General features: G+C 47.6%; 19 protein-coding genes. 7 read left to right on the top strand and 12 right to left on the bottom strand.

Features of this window, described 5'->3' with window-relative positions; all coding sequences use genetic code 11:
• Nucleotides 1-62: 62 nt before the first annotated feature.
• From leuB to leuC, 9 genes are all read right to left on the bottom strand, one after another.
• Nucleotides 63-1,133: a 3-isopropylmalate dehydrogenase gene (gene leuB, locus ACTHTS_RS00210; RefSeq protein ID WP_440368755.1), complete on the bottom strand. Its 1,071-nt coding sequence runs from the start codon at nucleotides 1,131-1,133 to the stop codon at nucleotides 63-65.
• Between the two features lie 66 nt (nucleotides 1,134-1,199).
• Nucleotides 1,200-2,063, bottom strand: coding sequence for a DUF1444 family protein (locus ACTHTS_RS00205; protein ID WP_440368753.1), 864 nt, complete (start codon nucleotides 2,061-2,063; stop codon nucleotides 1,200-1,202).
• 39 nt (nucleotides 2,064-2,102) lie between these two features.
• On the bottom strand, nucleotides 2,103-2,564 hold the full coding sequence (locus ACTHTS_RS00200; RefSeq protein ID WP_440368751.1) for a YhcH/YjgK/YiaL family protein: 462 nt from the start codon (nucleotides 2,562-2,564) through the stop codon (nucleotides 2,103-2,105).
• A gap of 37 nt (nucleotides 2,565-2,601) precedes the next feature.
• A complete protein-coding gene (locus ACTHTS_RS00195; RefSeq protein WP_440368749.1) occupies nucleotides 2,602-3,327 on the bottom strand; it encodes an SH3 domain-containing protein in 726 nt (241 codons plus the stop codon).
• A 132-nt stretch (nucleotides 3,328-3,459) separates the two neighbouring features.
• Nucleotides 3,460-4,101 (bottom strand): 3-isopropylmalate dehydratase small subunit, encoded by a 642-nt coding sequence (gene leuD / locus ACTHTS_RS00190; protein ID WP_440368747.1) that lies wholly within the window; start codon nucleotides 4,099-4,101, stop codon nucleotides 3,460-3,462.
• Nucleotides 4,102-4,172: 71 nt separating this feature from the next.
• Nucleotides 4,173-4,310, bottom strand: a complete 138-nt coding sequence (locus tag ACTHTS_RS00185) for an entericidin (RefSeq protein ID WP_371492846.1) — start codon at nucleotides 4,308-4,310, stop codon at nucleotides 4,173-4,175.
• A 33-nt stretch (nucleotides 4,311-4,343) separates the two neighbouring features.
• A complete protein-coding gene (locus ACTHTS_RS00180) occupies nucleotides 4,344-4,481 on the bottom strand; it encodes an entericidin A/B family lipoprotein (protein ID WP_371492848.1) in 138 nt (45 codons plus the stop codon).
• Nucleotides 4,482-4,701: 220 nt separating this feature from the next.
• Nucleotides 4,702-4,923, bottom strand: coding sequence for a hypothetical protein (locus tag ACTHTS_RS00175; RefSeq protein ID WP_440368744.1), 222 nt, complete (start codon nucleotides 4,921-4,923; stop codon nucleotides 4,702-4,704).
• A 129-nt stretch (nucleotides 4,924-5,052) separates the two neighbouring features.
• A complete protein-coding gene (leuC, locus tag ACTHTS_RS00170; RefSeq protein ID WP_049343582.1) occupies nucleotides 5,053-6,462 on the bottom strand; it encodes a 3-isopropylmalate dehydratase large subunit in 1,410 nt (469 codons plus the stop codon).
• A gap of 264 nt (nucleotides 6,463-6,726) precedes the next feature.
• Here leuC and gshA point away from each other — a divergent pair, with 264 nt between their 5' ends.
• The 7 genes from gshA to ACTHTS_RS00135 all read left to right on the top strand — a co-directional run bounded on the left by gshA (nucleotide 6,727) and on the right by ACTHTS_RS00135 (nucleotide 16,141).
• Nucleotides 6,727-8,085 (top strand): glutamate--cysteine ligase, encoded by a 1,359-nt coding sequence (gshA, locus tag ACTHTS_RS00165; RefSeq protein WP_440368742.1) that lies wholly within the window; start codon nucleotides 6,727-6,729, stop codon nucleotides 8,083-8,085.
• Nucleotides 8,086-8,187: 102 nt separating this feature from the next.
• Complete coding sequence (gene corA / locus ACTHTS_RS00160) at nucleotides 8,188-9,258, top strand: magnesium/cobalt transporter CorA (protein WP_440368740.1); 1,071 nt, start codon at nucleotides 8,188-8,190, stop codon at nucleotides 9,256-9,258.
• Between the two features lie 114 nt (nucleotides 9,259-9,372).
• Entirely contained in the window at nucleotides 9,373-9,855 is a 483-nt protein-coding gene (locus ACTHTS_RS00155) for an acyl-CoA thioesterase (protein ID WP_049331010.1), read from the top strand.
• 127 nt (nucleotides 9,856-9,982) lie between these two features.
• A complete protein-coding gene (gene gyrA, locus ACTHTS_RS00150; protein ID WP_440368738.1) occupies nucleotides 9,983-12,754 on the top strand; it encodes a DNA gyrase subunit A in 2,772 nt (923 codons plus the stop codon).
• A gap of 64 nt (nucleotides 12,755-12,818) precedes the next feature.
• Complete coding sequence (gene uvrC / locus ACTHTS_RS00145) at nucleotides 12,819-14,660, top strand: excinuclease ABC subunit UvrC (RefSeq protein WP_440368736.1); 1,842 nt, start codon at nucleotides 12,819-12,821, stop codon at nucleotides 14,658-14,660.
• A 27-nt stretch (nucleotides 14,661-14,687) separates the two neighbouring features.
• The gene (aroD, locus tag ACTHTS_RS00140; RefSeq protein WP_440368734.1) at nucleotides 14,688-15,437 is read left to right on the top strand and encodes a type I 3-dehydroquinate dehydratase; all 750 of its coding nucleotides are present in this window, start codon (nucleotides 14,688-14,690) and stop codon (nucleotides 15,435-15,437) included.
• A 134-nt stretch (nucleotides 15,438-15,571) separates the two neighbouring features.
• Entirely contained in the window at nucleotides 15,572-16,141 is a 570-nt protein-coding gene (locus ACTHTS_RS00135) for an acetate uptake transporter (RefSeq protein ID WP_440368732.1), read from the top strand.
• Between the two features lie 77 nt (nucleotides 16,142-16,218).
• On the opposite strand, the gene yfaE is transcribed toward ACTHTS_RS00135, so the two are convergent.
• The 3 genes from yfaE to ACTHTS_RS00120 form a co-directional block, all read right to left on the bottom strand.
• Nucleotides 16,219-16,518 carry a class I ribonucleotide reductase maintenance protein YfaE gene (gene yfaE, locus ACTHTS_RS00130; protein WP_003686421.1) on the bottom strand — a complete coding sequence of 100 codons (300 nt, stop codon included), beginning with the start codon at nucleotides 16,516-16,518 and terminating at the stop codon, nucleotides 16,219-16,221.
• 104 nt (nucleotides 16,519-16,622) lie between these two features.
• On the bottom strand, nucleotides 16,623-17,756 hold the full coding sequence (gene nrdB, locus ACTHTS_RS00125) for a class Ia ribonucleoside-diphosphate reductase subunit beta (protein WP_440369174.1): 1,134 nt from the start codon (nucleotides 17,754-17,756) through the stop codon (nucleotides 16,623-16,625).
• A gap of 96 nt (nucleotides 17,757-17,852) precedes the next feature.
• Nucleotides 17,853-18,629, bottom strand: coding sequence for a hypothetical protein (locus ACTHTS_RS00120; RefSeq protein ID WP_440368730.1), 777 nt, complete (start codon nucleotides 18,627-18,629; stop codon nucleotides 17,853-17,855).
• Between the last annotated feature and the right edge of the window lie 55 nt (nucleotides 18,630-18,684).

Genomic DNA, 18,684 nt, shown 5'->3' with positions numbered 1-18,684 from the left:
GTTTAAAGTTTTCGCATATAAAAAAGCGCGGGATTGATCCCACGCTTTTTTCAGACGGCCTCTTACAAAGCGGCCAATACGGCATCGCCCATTTCGGAGCAGGAAACCAGTTTGGTACCTTCTTCGTAAATGTCGCCGGTACGCAAGCCTTGTTGCAGTACTTTTTGTACGGCGTTTTCAACTTGTTGCGCGCGTACTTCGTCGTTCAGGCTGTAACGAAGCAACATGGCAAGAGACAATACGGTTGCCAGCGGATTGGCTTTGTTTTGACCGGCAATGTCGGGAGCAGAGCCATGGGATGGTTCGTACAGGCCTTTGCTGTTTTCGTCCAAAGAAGCGGAAGGCAGCATACCGATGGAACCGGTCAGCATGGAGGCTTCGTCGGAGAGGATATCGCCGAAGATGTTGCCGGTGGCAATCACATCAAATTGTTTGGGCGCACGCACGAGCTGCATGGCGGCGTTGTCGACGTACATATGGGAGAGCTCGACATCAGGGTATTCTTTGCCGATTTCTTCAAAGATTTCGCGCCACAGTTCGGTGGTTTCCAAAACGTTGGCTTTGCCTACGGAGCAGACTTTTTTGCTGCGTTTTTGGGCGGATTGGAAGGCAACGTGGGCAATACGGCGGATTTCGCTTTCGCTGTATTTCATGGTGTTATAACCTTCGCGTTCGCCGTTTTCCAAAACACGGATGCCGCGCGGCTCGCCAAAGTAAATATCGCCGGTCAGTTCGCGTACGATAAGGATGTCGAGGCCGGCTACGATTTCCGGTTTCAAAGTAGAAGCATTGGCTAGCTCTTTATACAAAATGGCAGGGCGCAAATTGGCAAACAGATTCAAGTCTTTACGGATGGCCAACAAGCCGCGCTCAGGGCGCAGCGGACGGTCGAGATTGTCGTATTGAGGAGAACCGACTGCACCAAGCAGTACCGCATCGGCTTTACGGCAAAGGTTTTGCGTGAATTCTGGATAAGGATGGCCGTATTCGTCATAGGCTTCGCCGCCCAAAGGCGCGTATTCGTAGCTGACATCCAAACCTTGTTCGATAAGTTTGTCGAGTACACGGACGGTTTCTGCAACGATTTCAGGGCCGATGCCGTCGCCGCGCAAGATAGCGATATGTTTGGTCATTTCGGGTTTCCTTATGGGAAGGTTTTAGGTAAAGGGCAGGTCGTCTGTTTTTCAGACGGCCTTAAATCAATTTGCTCTGAAAACGCTGATTGTACCATTATGATACTGGTAAAGCTGGGTAGAAATTGCGTAGGCAGAGTCTTCAAATGCCTGCAGGGCGATATTCGCCATTGCCTGCAAAGCCTCTTCATCGGACGGGCTGCAAACGAGCAGGGCATTGCGTGCCGGGACTGCAAAAACAGGGTTGGCCGGCAGCATAGGATCGTCTTTAAGTACTTCGTCCAAAAGCAAAATCAGGGAAGCATCATAGTCGTTGTCCAAATGGATTTGAGCCAATGACCAACCTTCGGCATGATGAATTTGAACACGTCCATTCATTCGTTGGCGCAGATTATCCATGGCGGTACGATACAAGGCGTCCTCATCTTCAATACCGGCCTCTTTCATATGCTCACGATTGAGCGTATACATGGATTCTTCCGTATCTACCATATAAAGCACCATGATATCGCCCACAATCGGTTTGTATACCAGGTAATCGGCAGGTTCGGTTTCGTCCGTATTTGTAATCAGTCTGGCGTTTTCCAGATAAATCGTATTTTTAATTGTCGGAAGAATTTGTTGTGCTGAAACACTGGCATCAGTGTCTTGAATCTTATCGATAACCGCTAAATTGGCAGCAACAATCGCCTCCAAGGCCTCGGGATTTTGCAGATAGCTTGTGTAATGGTTGCTCAAATATGTGCTGAACGATGCTTCATCGTCTTCGGAAAAATGGACAATGATAGGTGAAGACGCAATAGTTTCGCCCCAGTCGATTTTCGCCTCAAGATCCAATTCTTCTTGAATGCGACGGGCAAAGTATTCGACAAATTCCTGCCAAGTCATTAATTTAGGTTTGGAGCGGAACAACCTGCTGAAAAAAGACATATTATGTCCTGAATTAAGAGGATAAGGCCGTCTGAAAAATTATAGACGTTCGGTTTCAACACGGATTTTAAAAACGACTTTGCGTATGTTCGATCTGTCGCCGACCAATGGAGCATGCGCATCATTCGGGAAAAATAGCGCAAATTCGCCGGGCTCCAAGGTCAGCCAGGTTTCCGGCTCACAGTCGAAAAATTCGATATCGCGCTTTTCGTCGTAGCCCAAACCGTTTTTCAGACGACCTCTGTCTATCCAGCCGTAGGTTTCTTCCCCGCTGATGGGGACTTGGATGTCGATATGTTTCAAATGCGCTTCGGGCTTGGCATCGGCTTTGCTCCTCATTGGTTCGCTGCCGATAAAGAGGCGGATGTTTGGGTTTTCACACGGCACTTGTCCGTCGGGCAGGGCGGCGAAATCCAGCGTTTGCAACAGGCGGACGGCGTCGGCGAAGTCTGGGTGTAGTGCGGCGTAGCGGGTGGCGTTGGTGATGGTGTCGGTGATCATGTTTTGCAGGATGGGACGAAAAAAGGTCGTCTGAAAATTAAACCTCAGGGTGTAGCGAAGCCAATACGTTCTTTAAGATGCCTTGCCGGAAGACAAATAAGACTTCAGTATAGGCGGCACCATCTCCGATGACGGTCGTTAAGAAAAGGGTATCGTCTTTAGCGCGGTAGTAACAGTGGCTCAGTTGTGTATTATCGCCTGCCTTTTCAAAATATGGGTTGAACAGGTGGTCATATTGGGCTCGGGGAGCGATTTGTGTTTTACCGTTGCGGAAAAAGGCAATTTCACGATAGTGGCTGAATGGAATTGTACCGTCAGTGCCGAACATTTCTTTTCCGCGATAATGGGAAAGTCCGTATTGATCGTGTGTAAACAGATGTTTTTCTTTCTTATAGTTGAAACGTTCCGATTTAATGCGCACGCCCATACCGTTTTTTTGGCAGGTAAAGCCGTCTGCAGTGGCCGTAACGGGGATGCTTTCATAACGCGACAACGGAATCAGTCGCGAAGTATGCACCCAGCCATCTAGCCTTTTTTTGCCGCGCAAATCGTAGGTCATCTGCCAACCGTGTTCTAAATAAAGCTTTCCGTCCATCTCGGGGGTATAAACATGGGTACCGTTTGGAATTTTGGTCAGGATTCGGCTTTGGGCGTTCGGTTTTTCGCGTAAGTTGCTGTATCCGTCAGGATCTTGAATTTCTGAGAATTCCGCATGTGCGGCGAGGCTGATAAAAAGTATAGGGAGCAGGATAATTTTTTTCATGGTGTTGTGTGTGTGAAATTGTTGGGTATGTTTTTCAAATATGATGGTAAAGAGTAACGACCTGATTGTGTGTTAATAAAAGAGGTCGTCTGAAAATTCGTTACGCTCGTTTTCAGACGACCTCATCGTTTATCAACCGTTAAACAGCCAAGGCTGGCTTTGGCGGCGTTTTTCTTCAAAATCGCGGATTTCGTCGGCATGTTGCAGGGTCAGGCCGATTTCGTCCAAGCCGTTTAAGAGGCAGTGTTTGCGGTGTTCGGTAATATCGAATGTGAATGTTTCGCCGCTAGGTGTGGCCAGGGTTTGCTCGGCAAGGTCGATGGAGAGCTGATAGCCTTCGTTGGCTTCAACTTCTTTAAAAAGCTGGTCCACCTGTTCTTCTGTCAAAACGATAGGCAAAAGGCCGTTTTTGTAGCAGTTGTTGAAGAAGATATCGGCAAAGCTGGGGGCGATGACGGCGCGGAAGCCGTAGTCGTCCAATGCCCAAGGGGCGTGTTCGCGTGAAGAGCCGCAACCGAAGTTTTTACGCGTCAACAGGATTTGTGCGCCTTGATAGCGTGGTTGGTTCAGGGAGAAATCAGGATTTAACGGGCGTTTGCTGTTGTCCATGCCCGGTTCGCCGTGGTCGAGGTAACGCCATTCGTCAAAGGCATTGGGACCGAAACCGCTTCGTTTGATGGATTTCAGAAATTGTTTGGGGATGATGGCGTCGGTATCGACGTTGCTGCGGTCGAGCGGGGCAACGATGGCGGTAATTTTGGTAAAGGCTTTCATGTTCTGTACTTTTTGTTTTGTCGAGGATTTATAAATGCCCCGATTTTCGGGGCATTTATGTTTAAATTTGTTTAGTAGGTTTTGACATTTTCGGCAGTATTGCTAACAGCAGTACCGGCAGCGCTGACATCTTTAGCTACACCTGAAATGGTATTGCAAGCAGAGAGCAAGGTAATGGTAGCCAGTGCGATAAGTGCAAATTTTTTCATAATATGAATTCCTACGTGAAATTGGATTTTAGATTAGTAATTTTTTACAGACTCAGCAGAACCGCTGACAGCATTACCGGCGGCACTAACGTCTTTGCCCATGCCAGAAATAGTGTTGCAGGCGGACAGTAAGGTCATGGCAGCCAAAGCGATGAGGGCGAATTTTTTCATTTGAAGCTCCTTATAGTTTGAAAAGTACAGTCTTTTTACTGTGTCTCTAATAATATTCGGCATCTTCACAAAAGGCAATAGCCCGTATAAATGAAAAAATGCTAATGATCTGAATAAAAGTAAGGATTTTATTAACGATCTTTATAGTTTATTCATGGTGGTTGTGTGTCAGGCTGCCTGAAAATATATTTTTAGGCAGCCTTGTTCAAAGAAGGTAAGTTTATTTGGTTGCTTCTTCGATTTTTTCTCCAACATGGCTCATGCCGCGGCCTACTGCATTGCCGCCTTTTTTAACGGCTTCACCGGTTTTATCGGCTACGCGCTCAGCAGTCTCTTTGGTTTTGTCCCAATTGCGGTTGGTATCGTCTTTTGCGCCGGACCAAGTGCTGGAACAAGCTGACAGGATAAGGGCTGCGGCAGCCAATGCAAACAGTTTTTTCATACTAGATTCCTTTCAAGTTATCAATGATTAAGAAGGTTTTCGGACGTTTTTCGCAATATAATAAGAAAACTTGCTTGAGCAAGGTATTGTTTCAGACGGCCTGATGAATAAAGGCCGTCTGAAAATACTTTAAGCCATAGTGCGGATGTCGGTAAAGTGGCCGGTAACCGCAGCTGCGGCTGCCATGGCAGGGCTGACGAGGTGGGTGCGTCCGCCGTTGCCTTGACGGCCTTCAAAGTTACGGTTGGAAGTAGAGGCGCAACGTTGTCCTGGGGTTAGGCGGTCGGCATTCATGGCAAGGCACATAGAGCAGCCCGGCTCGCGCCATTCAAAACCGGCTTCTATAAATACTTCGTGCAAGCCTTCTTTTTCGGCCTGTTCTTTTACCAAACCTGAGCCGGGAACAATCAATACGCGTTGTACATTGTCCGCTTTTTTACGGCCTTTGGCGATGGCGGCGGCTTCGCGCAAGTCTTCGATACGGCTGTTGGTGCAAGAGCCGATAAAGACGATATCGACAGGGATTTCGTTTAATGGCGTACCGGCTTCCAAACCCATGTATTCAAGGGCGCGTTCCATACCGCTGCGTTTGACCGGATCGGCTTCTTCGGCAGGATTAGGTACTTTGCCGCTGATGTCCAAAACCATTTCAGGCGAGGTGCCCCAGGTTACTTGAGGCTCGATGTCTTCGGCTTTGAAGTGGTATTCTTTATCAAAAACTGCTCCTTCGTCAGACACCAGCGTACGCCAGTATTCGACGGCTTTGTCCCACGCTTCTCCTTTAGGTGCGAAAGGTTTGCCTTTTACATAGTCGATGGTGGTTTGGTCGACGGCAACCATGCCTGAGCGCGCACCGGCTTCGATCGCCATATTGCACAAGGTCATGCGGCCTTCCATAGAAAGGCTGCGGATGGCTTCGCCGCCAAATTCAATGGCGTAGCCTGTACCGCCGGCCGTACCGATTTGGCCGATGATATAAAGCGCTACGTCTTTTGCGGTAACACCGGGTTTCAGACGACCCTCAACGGAAATCAGCATGGATTTGGATTTTTTCGCGGTAATACACTGGGTTGCCATGGTGTGTTCGACTTCGGAAGTGCCGATACCGTGCGCTAATGCGCCGAATGCGCCGTGGGTAGAAGTATGAGAGTCGCCGCAGACAACGGTCATGCCGGGCAGGGTGGCACCTTGTTCCGGGCCCATAACGTGCACAATGCCTTGACCTTTATCCATGAACGGGAAGTAGGCGAGTGCGCCAAACTCTTTAATGTTTTTGTCCAAAGTATCGACTTGCAGTTTGGAAATCGGGTCTTGAATACCTTTGTCCCAGTCGCCGGTCGGGGTGTTGTGATCGGCTGTGGAGACTACGCTGTCGATACGCCAGAGTTTGCGGCCGGCCATTTTCAAGCCTTCAAATGCTTGCGGGCTGGTTACTTCGTGAACCAGGTGGCGGTCGATGTAAAGCAGGACAGTGCCGTCTTCTTCTTCGCGGACGACGTGGCTGTTCCAAAGTTTATCGTAAAGGGTTTGTGCGCTCATGATGAGTATTCTTTGCTATTGGTAGGTATGAATGATGGTTTGCGTTTATGGGCGGATTTTAGGCTTTTTATAGGGGCTGTGCAATAGGAATTTGTCCAATTTTTAAAATTTGTTGCAAAGTTTCAAAAACACTTGTCAAAAATTAGACAAATTGTAGAATTGTTGACAAAAAGATTCATCTTATCTGAAAGAATGCTTGTCGAAATGCACTAAAAAGTTCTATCATTCTCACTCAACATCCACACTTACCAAGAGGTATAGAGAATGAAATTACCGGTAATGGCTCCTGAGCATCTGACTCAATTACGGGAATTTGAGAAAAAAGTCCTTGCCAATCATGCCAAAATCGAAGCATGGTTCCGTTCGCATTGGAACGAACACCGTCCGCCATTTTATGGTTCGGTTGACATCCGTAATGCCGGTTACAAAATTTCATCTATCGATATGAACCTGTTTCCGGGCGGCTTCAATAATTTGAATCCCAACTTTATCCCGCTGGCGGCGGTTGCCGCGCAAGATGCGGTACAGCGTGCCTGTGAAACGGCAAAATCCGTATTGATTATTCCTGAAAACCACACACGCAACACATTCTATCTGCAAAACGTTTACGCACTCAGCGAGATTTTGCGTTCGGCAGGATACGAAGTGCGCTTGGGCAGCTTGAATCCTGAAGTGACTGAGCCAACCGAGTTTGAAACCGCATTAGGCGACAAAATTTTGCTTGAGCCTTTATTGCGCACCCGTGAGCGTGTACATCTTGCAGACGGTTTCTCACCTTGCGTTGTTTTGTTGAATAACGACTTGTCTGCCGGCGTTCCTGATATTCTAAAAGGCATCAGCCAAACCGTATTGCCTCCATTGCACGGCGGCTGGACGACTCGCCGTAAAACCGAACACTTCGGCGCGTACAACCAAGTTGCAGCCGACTTTGCCAAGTTGATTGACATCGACGAATGGCAAATCAATCCTTATTTTGAAAAAATCAGCGGTTTGGATTTCCAAGAGCGTGAAGGTGAGGATGCGTTGGCAGGCGCGGTAGAGCGCGTATTGGCGAAAATTCAAGCCAAATACGATGAATTGGGCATTACCGACCAGCCTTTCGTTATTGTGAAAGCCGACGCAGGTACTTATGGCATGGGCGTGATGAGCGTTAAATCCGCCGATGAAGTGCGCGGATTGAACCGCAAAAACCGCAATAAAATGGCGAAAGTCAAAGAAGGTTTGGAAGTCAGCGAAGTCATTGTCCAAGAAGGCATTTATACTTATGAAACCATGAACGGCGCCGTGTGCGAACCTGTCGTGTATATGATGGACCGTTTCGTAATCGGTGGCTTCTTCCGTGTTCACGAAGGCCGTGGTGCAGACGAAAATCTCAACGCCGGCGGTATGGTATTTGTGCCACTGTCCAACAGCATCCCCACCGGCAGCGGCGACAATTCCCAAGAAGCCCCCGAAGCCTGCAAGCGCGTATTTGAACAATGGGACTCGCTCGGCATGCCACGCTCTGAAAAAGACTGTGATGTGGACAACGAACACAACCGCCTCTACGTTTACGGCGTAATGGCGCGCCTGTCCTTGCTTGCCGCTGCATTGGAGTTGGAGAAAACCGCGCCCCAAGCCTAATAAAGCGTTGATCGATATTGTCAGGCCGTCTGAAAATTAGTTTTCAGACGGCCTTTTCTGTCTGTACAATTCATTCTAACTAAAAAAACATGATTTATTTTTATGAGTAAACCAGCCAATCCAGTTGAAATAACCGACAATCTGCCAGACCAAACCATACAGCGCAGCAATACCGACAATGCGCCGCGTTCTGCTATCCATCAAACCTTGTATTCCGCCGATACCTTTGCTCAGCATGATTATCTTGCCGGAAAAAACTTGCCCGATATTGCCCGCCCGCAAGAAGGTCAAATTGACTGGCTGCATTTTGTCGGCATTAATGATGTTACCTTGCTCAAACACGCGCTTGAGCCTTACGGCATCCATGAGCTGGTTATTGAGGATATTCTCAGCCGCAAGCAGCGTCCGAAAATCGAAGACTACGGCAGCTATGTTTTTACTGCCGCACAGGTTTACCACTACACCTCCACAGGCAAGCTCCATTCCGACCAAGTGTATGTGATTATCGGCAAAGATTTTGTGTTGTCTTTCCAACAAAAACCATTGGGCTTGTTCAGCCATCTCCGCCGGCAGATGCACGAAAATCCGCACAATATTTTGAACAAAAATACAGCGTTTCTTGCTTATTGCCTGCTTGACCGTATTGTGGACGACTATTTTATCGTCTTGGAAGAGTACAACAACCGCGTCGAAGCCATAGACAAATCCTTGTTTAAAAACGAAAACAGCGATATTCTCGGCAAAATCCACCGCCTCAAGCGCGATGCCGTTCGTCTGCGACGCACGCTTTTGCCATTGCGCGATGTGTTCTACCAACTGGCCGTGCGCGGCGATTTTGCCATTTTCAAAGGCGAATCGACCGTCTATCTGCGCGATGTGTACGATCACAATATGCAGCTTATCGAATCGCTTGATGCCTCGCGTGATATGGTGTTGAGCATGATGGACATCTACCTTTCCTTCCAGTCCAACCGCATGAACCAGCAAATGCGCGTGTTGACGGTTATTACCATCATCTTTATGCCGCTGACCGTCATCACCGGCATCTACGGTATGAACTTCGACAATATGCCCGAGCTGCATTGGCATTACGGCTATTTCATGGTTTTGGGTGTGATGCTGTGCATTATTATCGGACTGCTGATTTTCTTCTCACGTAGAAAATGGCTGTAAACAGGAAGGCAATGGGTTGAAATTCAACGATTAAAAACGGTAGAATGATTTTGCACACGTGCAGTCTGAAGTTTTCAGACAATTTTAAAATAAATATCAAAAGGAGAATAAACGATGAAACCGGAACGCCAACTACCTTCCCATGAACTGATTATGTCCGAGCTGATGATGCCTTATACGGCAAACTTCAGCGGCAATGTTCACGGCGGCGATCTTTTGCGCCTGCTTGACCAAGTGGCATATTCCTGCGCCTGCCGTTACAGCGGAACCTATTGCGTTACTCTGTCTGTTGATAAAGTATTGTTTAAAGAGCCTATTCATGTCGGTGAGTTGGTAACCTTTTACGCCAGTATCAACTACACCGGCCGTACTTCTATGGAAGTCGGTATCCGTGTGGAGGCGCAAAACATCCACACCGGCGAAGTGCGTCATACCAACAGCTGCTACTTCACCATGGTTGCCGTTGAAGACGGTAAGCCGGTTCCTGTACCGCCTTTGGAAATCAATACACCGCGCCAACGCTGCCGTTATGAAAGGGCTAAAAAGCGCAAAGAGTTGAGTTTGCAGGCTGCGAACGAAGATTCTGGCTGCAACTAAATTAAATTTATTAAATAATGAAGGCCGTCTGAAATCCTGTTTCAGACGGCCTTCACGCAAAAGCCATAAACCGCTTGTTTTGTGGTAGAATCAACAAGATTTTTGCCATACGAAATTACAGATAATCATGACCGACGCAACCATCCGCAACGACCATAAATTTGCACTCGAAACCCTGCCTGTCAGCCTTGAAGACGAAATGCGCAAGAGCTACCTCGATTACGCCATGAGCGTAATTGTGGGGCGAGCCCTGCCGGATGTCCGCGACGGTCTCAAGCCGGTACACCGCCGCGTGTTGTACGCGATGCACGAGTTGAAAAACAACTGGAATTCCGCCTATAAAAAATCGGCGCGTATCGTCGGCGACGTTATCGGTAAATACCACCCTCACGGCGATACAGCTGTTTACGACACCATCGTCCGTATGGCGCAAGACTTCTCCATGCGTTATGTACTGATCGACGGTCAGGGCAACTTCGGTTCTGTCGACGGCTTGGCCGCAGCAGCCATGCGTTATACCGAAATCCGCATGGAAAAAATTTCCCATGAAATGCTGGCGGATATTGAAGAAGAAACCGTTAATTTTGGCCCCAACTATGACGGCAGCGAACATGAGCCGCTGGTATTGCCGACCCGTTTCCCTGCGCTGCTAGTCAACGGTTCGTCCGGTATTGCCGTCGGTATGGCAACCAATATCCCGCCGCACAATTTGGGCGATACCATCAATGCCTGCCTGCGCTTGTTGGATGAGCCTGAAACTGAAATCGACGAGCTGATCAACATCATCCAAGCGCCCGATTTTCCAACCGGCGCAACTATTTACGGCTTGAGCGGCGTGCGCGAAGGCTATAAAACCGGCCGCGGCCGTGTAGTGATGCGCGGTAAAACCCATATCGAGCCTATCGGCAAAAACGGCGAACGCGAAGCCATCGTTATTGATGAAATCCCATATCAAGTAAACAAAGCCAAGCTGGTTGAGAAAATCGGCGAGTTGGTACGCGAAAAAACGTTGGAAGGCGTATCCGACCTGCGCGATGAGTCCGATAAATCCGGTATGCGTGTCGTGATTGAATTGAAACGCAATGAAAATGCCGAAGTCGTTTTGAACCAACTCTACAAACTGACCCAGCTGCAAGATAGCTTCGGTATCAACATGGTGGCCTTGGTTGACGGCCAGCCGCGTTTGCTGAACCTGAAACAAATTCTGTCCGAGTTCCTGCGCCACCGTCGCGAAGTCGTTACCCGTCGTACCTTATTCCGCCTGAAAAAAGCGCGTCATGAAGGCCATATTGCCGAAGGTAAAGCAGTTGCCTTGTCTAATATCGACGAAATTATCCGTCTGATTAAGGAATCTGCCAATGCGCCGGAAGCCAAAGAAAAACTGCTGTCCCGCCCATGGCGCAGCAGCTTGGTTGAAGACATGCTCAGTCGTACGGATTTAGACCTGCACATGATGCGCCCTGAAGGCTTGCCAGAGAATTTGGGTCTGCACAGCCAAGGCTATTATCTGAGCGAATTGCAAGCCGATGCCATCCTGCGCATGAGCCTGCGCAACCTGACCGGCCTCGATCAGGAAGAAATTGTCGGCGAATATAAAAACCTGATGAGCAAAATCATTGATTTCGTGGATATTCTTTCCAAACCTGAACGCGTTACCCAAATCATCCGCGAAGAATTGGCAGACATCAAAGCCAACTTCGGCGATGAGCGTCGCAGCGAAATCAATCCGTTTGGTGGCGATATTGCAGATGAAGACCTGATTCCGCAACGCGAAATGGTCGTTACCCTGACTCATGGCGGCTACATCAAAACCCAGCCGACAACCGATTATCAGGCGCAACGTCGCGGCGGCCGCGGCAAACAAGCAGCGGCAACCAAAGATGAAGACTTTATCGAAACCCTGTTTGTTGCCAACACGCATGATTATTTGATGTGCTTCACCAATTTGGGCAAGTGCCATTGGATTAAAGTGTACAAACTGCCGGAAGGTGGCCGAAACAGCCGTGGTCGTCCGATTAATAACGTTATCCAATTGGAAGAGGGCGAAAAAGTCAGCGCGATTTTGGCCGTCCGCGAGTTCCCGGAAGACCAATACGTCTTCTTCGCCACTGCACAAGGCATGGTGAAAAAAGTCCAGCTGTCTGCGTTTAAAAACGTCCGCAGCCAAGGCATCAAAGCCATCGCGCTTAAAGAAGGCGATTACTTGGTCGGCGCAGCGCAAACCGGCGGTGCGGACGATATTATGTTGTTCTCCAACTTGGGCAAAGCCATCCGCTTTAACGAATATTGGGAAAAATCCGGTAACGATGAAGCAGAAGATGCCGATATCGAAACCGAAAACGAAGATTCAGACGGCCTGGATGATGACAATGCCGAAAATGCATTGCCAAGCGGCAAACACGGTGTCCGTCCGTCCGGTCGCGGCAGCGGCGGTTTGCGCGGTATGCGCCTGCCGGCCGATGGCAAGATTGTCAGCCTGATTACCTTCGCCCCTGAAGCCGAACAAAGCGATTTGCAAGTATTGACTGCTACCGCCAACGGCTATGGCAAACGCACCCCGATTGCCGATTACAGCCGTAAAAACAAAGGCGGCCAAGGCAATATCGCCATCAATACAGGCGAGCGTAACGGCGATTTGGTTGCCGCCACTTTGGTCAGCGAAACTGACGACCTGATGCTGATTACCAGCGGCGGCGTCCTGATTCGTACCAAAGTTGAGCAAATCCGCGAGACCGGCCGTGCTGCCGCAGGCGTGCGCCTGATTAATCTGGATGAAGGCGAAACCTTGGTCAGCTTGGAACGCGTAGCCGAAGAGGCTGAAGATGAAGCCGCTTTAGAAACCGATGCAACCAAAAACCAAGTGGTAGAAGCTGAAGATACTCCGTCTCAAGAATCTTAAACGTCAATGAAAAAGGCCGTCTGAAAAGTTTTCAGACGGCCTGCTTATTCCAAAAGAAAATCCCGTGAGCGCAACCGAACCGTTCGATTTACCACTTTTTCTGAAAAATCTGCCCAATCTTCCGGGCGTGTACCGTTTTTTTGACGAAGACAACAATGTTTTGTATGTCGGCAAAGCGGTCAATCTCAAGCGGCGTGTTTCCAGCTATTTCCAAAAAAACGACCATTCGCCGCGCATCGCATTGATGGTAAAACAGGTTCACCATATCGAAACCACCATCACGCGTTCCGAAGCCGAAGCGCTGATTCTCGAAAATAACTTCATTAAAGCCCTGTCGCCGAAATACAATATTCTTTTCCGCGATGACAAAAGCTACCCTTATTTGATGCTCAGCGGCCATCAATATCCGCAAATGGCGTATTACCGCGGCACGCTGAAAAAGCCAAATCAATATTTCGGCCCGTATCCCAACAGCAATGCCGTGCGCGACAGCATTCAAGTGTTGCAAAAAGTCTTTATGCTGCGTACCTGCGAAGACAGTGTATTTGAGCACCGCGACCGTCCTTGTCTGCTGTACCAAATCAAACGCTGCACCGCGCCTTGTGTCGGCCACATCAGTGAAGAAGATTATCGCGACAGCGTGCGCGAAGCCGCGACTTTCCTCAATGGCAAAACCGACGAATTGACGCGTACCTTGCAACACAAAATGCAAACCGCCGCCGCCAATCTGCAATTTGAGGAAGCAGCCCGTTACCGCGATCAAATCCAAGCGCTCGGCATCATGCAGAGTAATCAGTTTATCGACAGCAAAAATCCGAACAATCCCAACGATATCGATTTGCTTGCGCTGGCGGTTTCAGACGGCCTGGTTTGCGTACACTGGGTCAGTATCCGAGGCGGACGGCATGTAGGCGATAAAAGCTTTTTCCCCGACACCAAAAACGATCCCGAGCCAAACGGACAAGATTACGCCGAAGCCTTCGTTGCCCAACACTATCTGGGCAAAAGCAAACCCGACATCATCATCAGCAACTTTCCCGTTCCCGATGCGCTGAAAGAGGCTTTGGAAGGCGAACACGGCAAACAAATGCAATTTGTCACCAAAACCATAGGCGAACGCAAAGTCTGGTTGAAAATGGCGGAGCAAAACGCACAAATGGCGATTGCCCAACGCCGCCTGCAACAAAGCAGCCAGCAACACCGTATTGATGAACTGGCCAAAATCCTCGGCATGGATTCAGACGGCCTCAACCGCCTTGAATGTTTCGATATCAGCCACACGCAAGGCGAGGCCACTATTGCGTCCTGCGTTGTGTACGATGAGCAAAACATCCAGCCTTCGCAATACCGCCGCTACAACATCACGACCGCCAAGCCCGGCGACGACTACGCCGCCATGCGTGAAGTGTTGACGCGCCGTTACGGCAAAATGCAGGAAGCCGAAGCCAACGGCGAAAGCGTCAAATGGCCAGATGTCGTGTTGATTGACGGCGGCAAAGGGCAAATCGGCGTAGCCGTATCAGTATGGGAAGAACTCGGGCTGCACATTCCTTTGGTCGGTATCGCCAAAGGCCCTGAGCGCAAAGCCGGTATGGAAGAACTCATACTGCCTTTTACCGGTGAAGTCTTCCGCCTGCCACCCAACAGCCCGGCCTTGCATTTATTGCAAACCGTACGTGATGAATCGCACCGCTTTGCGATTACAGGCCACCGCAAAAAACGCGACAAAGCACGCGTTACTTCCTCACTCAGCGAAATCCCCGGTATCGGCAGCAAACGCCGCCAAGCATTGCTTACCCGATTCGGCGGTCTGCGCGGTGTGATTGCCGCCAGCTGTGAGGACTTGGAAAAAGTTGAAGGCATCAGCAAAGCCTTGGCGGAAACCATTTACGAGCATCTGCACTGATTGGCTTGAACAGCAAAAAGGAACAATATGAAACCTGTCATCATCAAAAATATCGAGATCGGTAACGGTCTGCCTAAAATTGCCGTACCGCTGGTGGCCGCCAATGCGCAGGAATTGGAGCAGGCTTTGCGCGTATTGAAAGAGACGGCTTTTGACATTATTGAATTTCGTGCAGATCTTTTTCAAGAAGCGCTTGATGCCGATTTTATTGCCGAACAATTAGGTATCGCTCGACAGGCTTTTCCTGACAAGCCTTTGCTGTTTACGTTTAGAAGGGCGCAAGAGGGCGGTAATACGCCTTGTTCGGATGACTATTATTTTGAATTATTGGAAAAAATCATCCGTTCCAAACAAGCCGATATTATCGATATTGAGCTTTTTGCCGAGGAAAGCGGCGTAAAACAAACCATTGCTTTGGCGCATGAGTATCAAACTACCGCCTTACTTTGCAATCACGATTTCCAAGCCACGCCATCTTTGGCAGACATTACAGGCCGTCTGAAAACAATGGCCGAGTGGGGCGCGGATATCTGCAAAATTGCCGTCATGCCGCAATCGCCGCAAGATGTATTGACCTTATTACAGGCAACATATGATGTTTCACAAATTATCGACCGCCCGATTATTACTATGTCTATGGGTAAAACCGGAGCCGTCAGCCGCTTGGCTGGCTCGATTTTCGGCTCGGCCGTTACCTTTGGTGCTGCAGGAAAAACGTCGGCCCCCGGCCAAATTGATGCCAACGAATTAAGGGAAATCTTGGCAATTTTGGGATAGTTTAATTATTAATATTTAAGGCCGTCTGAAAAATATTCTTCAGACGGCCTGATTCTTTTAAATTTATTTCTTTTAATTTTAAATAAAATAGGTAACAATAGGTTTCCTATTTTAATAACCAGAGGAGAAATAAAATGACTACTACTAAAGAAAACCTGGCAAACCCAGGTCCAGTAGGCCTGTGCGGTTTTGCATTGACAACTTGGTTGCTCAGTCTGATTAACGGCGGCTTTTTTACTGCTCAAGAGGGTGTCGGCTTAGTTTTGGGCATGGCTCTCGCCTTTGGTGGTATCGCCCAAGTTATTGCCGGTATGTTTGAGTTCAAGAAAGGCAATACGTTTGGCTTTACCGCTTTTATCAGTTATGGCGCATTCTGGTGGACATGGGCTTTGTTTACCATCTTTTTTAAAGGTGAAACAGCCCCGGCATTTATCGGCTGGTATCTCTGTGCATGGGGTATGTTTTCGCTGATGATGTTTGTGTCAACCTTGACTAAGCCTAAAGTATTGAGCGGTATTTTCTTTTTCTTGACACTGACTTTCTTTGCTTTGGGTATTGGCGATGGCATGGAAAATCATAGCATCGTCCATATCGGCGGTTGCTTAGGCTTGGTAACTGCACTTGGTGCGTTCTATTTGGCAGCGGCAGAGGTCATCAACGAATCTTTCGGCCGTACTGTTTTGCCGGTTGGTGAACGTAAATAAGGTTGCTTAAACAAAATGCCGTCTGAACGGTGGAAATGAAATCAAAGATTTCGGCCACAATGTTCAGACGGCATTTTTTATTTGTCTTCAAATAAATCGACATCAAATAAATCCGGCTCTTTGATGCGCTCCCGACAATCAAGCTTGATGTCTTCAGTAACCCGACAGCAGCACGGCAAAATTTCTCCGGGCGCGACAAAAGCGAGCGGAAAATTATCATAAGAGACTTTCCCATCCAAGATTTTGACCCGGCATGAACCGCAATAGCCGCTGCGACATTGGTATTCAACCTCGTGTCCGGTGCGCTCCAAGCCCTCCAATAAGGTTTCGCCTTGTTGGAGTTGGAAGGTTTTGTCGTGTGTACTGATGAGTGCCATATGATTTGTTTGGATTGGAAAGGCCGTCTGAAACGGTGTAAAGACGAAATCAAAGATTTCTGCACACCGTTCAGACGGCCTTGATCATAAAACCGAATGTTCGATTACAGCTCGAAATCGCCCAAATCGTCGGCATTGACTTCCGAATCAATCTGACCAATCAGGTAAGAGGAAATTTCCACTTCCTGCGGCGCAACCTGTACATTGTCAGAAGACAGCCATGCGTTGATCCAAGGAATCGGATTTTGGGTCGCACCTTCAAATCCGGCAGGAAGGCCAACCGCCTGCATACGCAGATTGGTAATGTATTCAACGTATTGAGCCAGAATTTCCTTGTTCAGGCCAATCATTGAGCCGTCTTTAAACAGATAGGCCGCCCATTCTTTTTCCTGCTCGGCTGCTTTTTTGAAGAGGTTGAAACACTCGTCCTGCAATTCATTGGCAATTTCAGCCATTTCAGGATCATCGGCACCGGCACGCATCAGGTTGAGCATATGCTGGGTGCTGGTCAGGTGCAGGGCTTCGTCGCGGGCAATCAGCTTGATGATTTTGGCGTTGCCTTCCATCAATTCGCGTTCGGCAAAGGCGAACGAGCAGGCGAATGAAACGTAGAAGCGGATGGCTTCCAATACGTTGACGCACATCAGGCAGAGATAGAGTTTTTTCTTCAGCTCACGCAAAGACACGGTAACAAGCTTGCCGCCGATATTGTGCGTGCCTTCGCCCAACAGGTTGTAATACTGGGTGTATTCAATCAAATCATCGTAATAGCAGGCGATGTCTTCAGCTCGGGCGATGATGTATTTGTTTTGCACAATATCATCGAACACGACCGAAGGATCATTCACGATATTACGGATGATATGAGTGTAGCTGCGCGAGTGGATGGTTTCGCTGAAGCTCCACGTTTCAATCCAAGTTTCCAACTCCGGAATCGACACCAAAGGCAAGAAAGCAACATTCGGGCTGCGGCCTTGGATCGAATCGAGCAGGGTTTGGTATTTCAGATTGCTGATGAAAATATGTTTTTCATGTTCGGGCAGATTGGCGTAGTCGATACGGTCGCGCGACACGTCGATTTCTTCCGGACGCCAGAAGAAAGACAATTGTTTTTCGATCAGTTTTTCAAATACTTCGTATTTCTGCTGGTCATAACGGGCGACATTTACCGGTTGACCAAAAAACATCGGCTCTTTCAGCGCGTCGTTTTTGGTTTTGGAAAAGGTGCTGTATGACATGGTTAGGTGTTCGCAGGACATGGGGAACTCTTTTTAGATTAACTTAAAATGGTAATATTAATATTGTGAAATTTATCTCTTTTATCTAAAACATACTTATAAATTATTAAAATCTTTAATATTTTCAATTAATTCGAAGCTCTTATTAGCTAACTCTAAAATCCCCGTAAAACAGGTAACTTTTTTTGCAATTTCTCCCATTTTAGAAAGGAGATTCTTACCAGTTTCTGTATTGCTCATGAATTCTTTATATTCATGGTTGAAATACATATGACCAACAGTATTTTCTAGGACTTCGATAATAGCTTCAGAACCAGTAATTGCATATTGATCAATGGATTCAATAAGACGCAAAAGATATTTTAGAATAGAAGACTTAACATTGTCTTCTATATTTTCAGAAATTAATATGTCCTGATATATACTTTTTATAGAATTATTTATTTCAATTAGTTCACTTTCATCAATTTTTCTCAAAAATGAAAGTTGATTTTTTTCAAAATTAGCATCAATAATCTTAACAGAAGAATAAAGATATGAAGTCATATTTTCATCTAAATAATAAATGACATCACCCCATTGTCTATCTAACTCTACCGATTTACCAAGAAAAAACAATATGTTTTCCATCCAATTCTGACAATGCTCGATATAGTCAGGTTCATTTACTTGGAAATAGTTATTAATCTCCTCAATTAAATTTATAACTTTGCTAATCGAAAATAGAATATTACGATCACTAGCTTCATCATTAGTTAGATTTAAAATCTCCATCCACGCACCTCTTGAAGTACGAAGTGATGAAACTCCTTTAGCTTTTTTAATAATTTTCAATAATCTTTGTGCTGGATTATCATAATAAGCATTAGACACTTTCTTCCATCCTTTGTTTTATTTTCAGACGACCTTTTAAACTCTAAAGATCGTC

Source organism: Neisseria sp. P0019.S003 (genome assembly GCF_051957115.1).
Lineage (GTDB): Bacteria > Pseudomonadota > Gammaproteobacteria > Burkholderiales > Neisseriaceae > Neisseria > Neisseria flavescens_D.
Note: the sequence above shows the minus strand (reverse complement) of the source record. Positions and strands in the feature narration are given on the sequence as shown.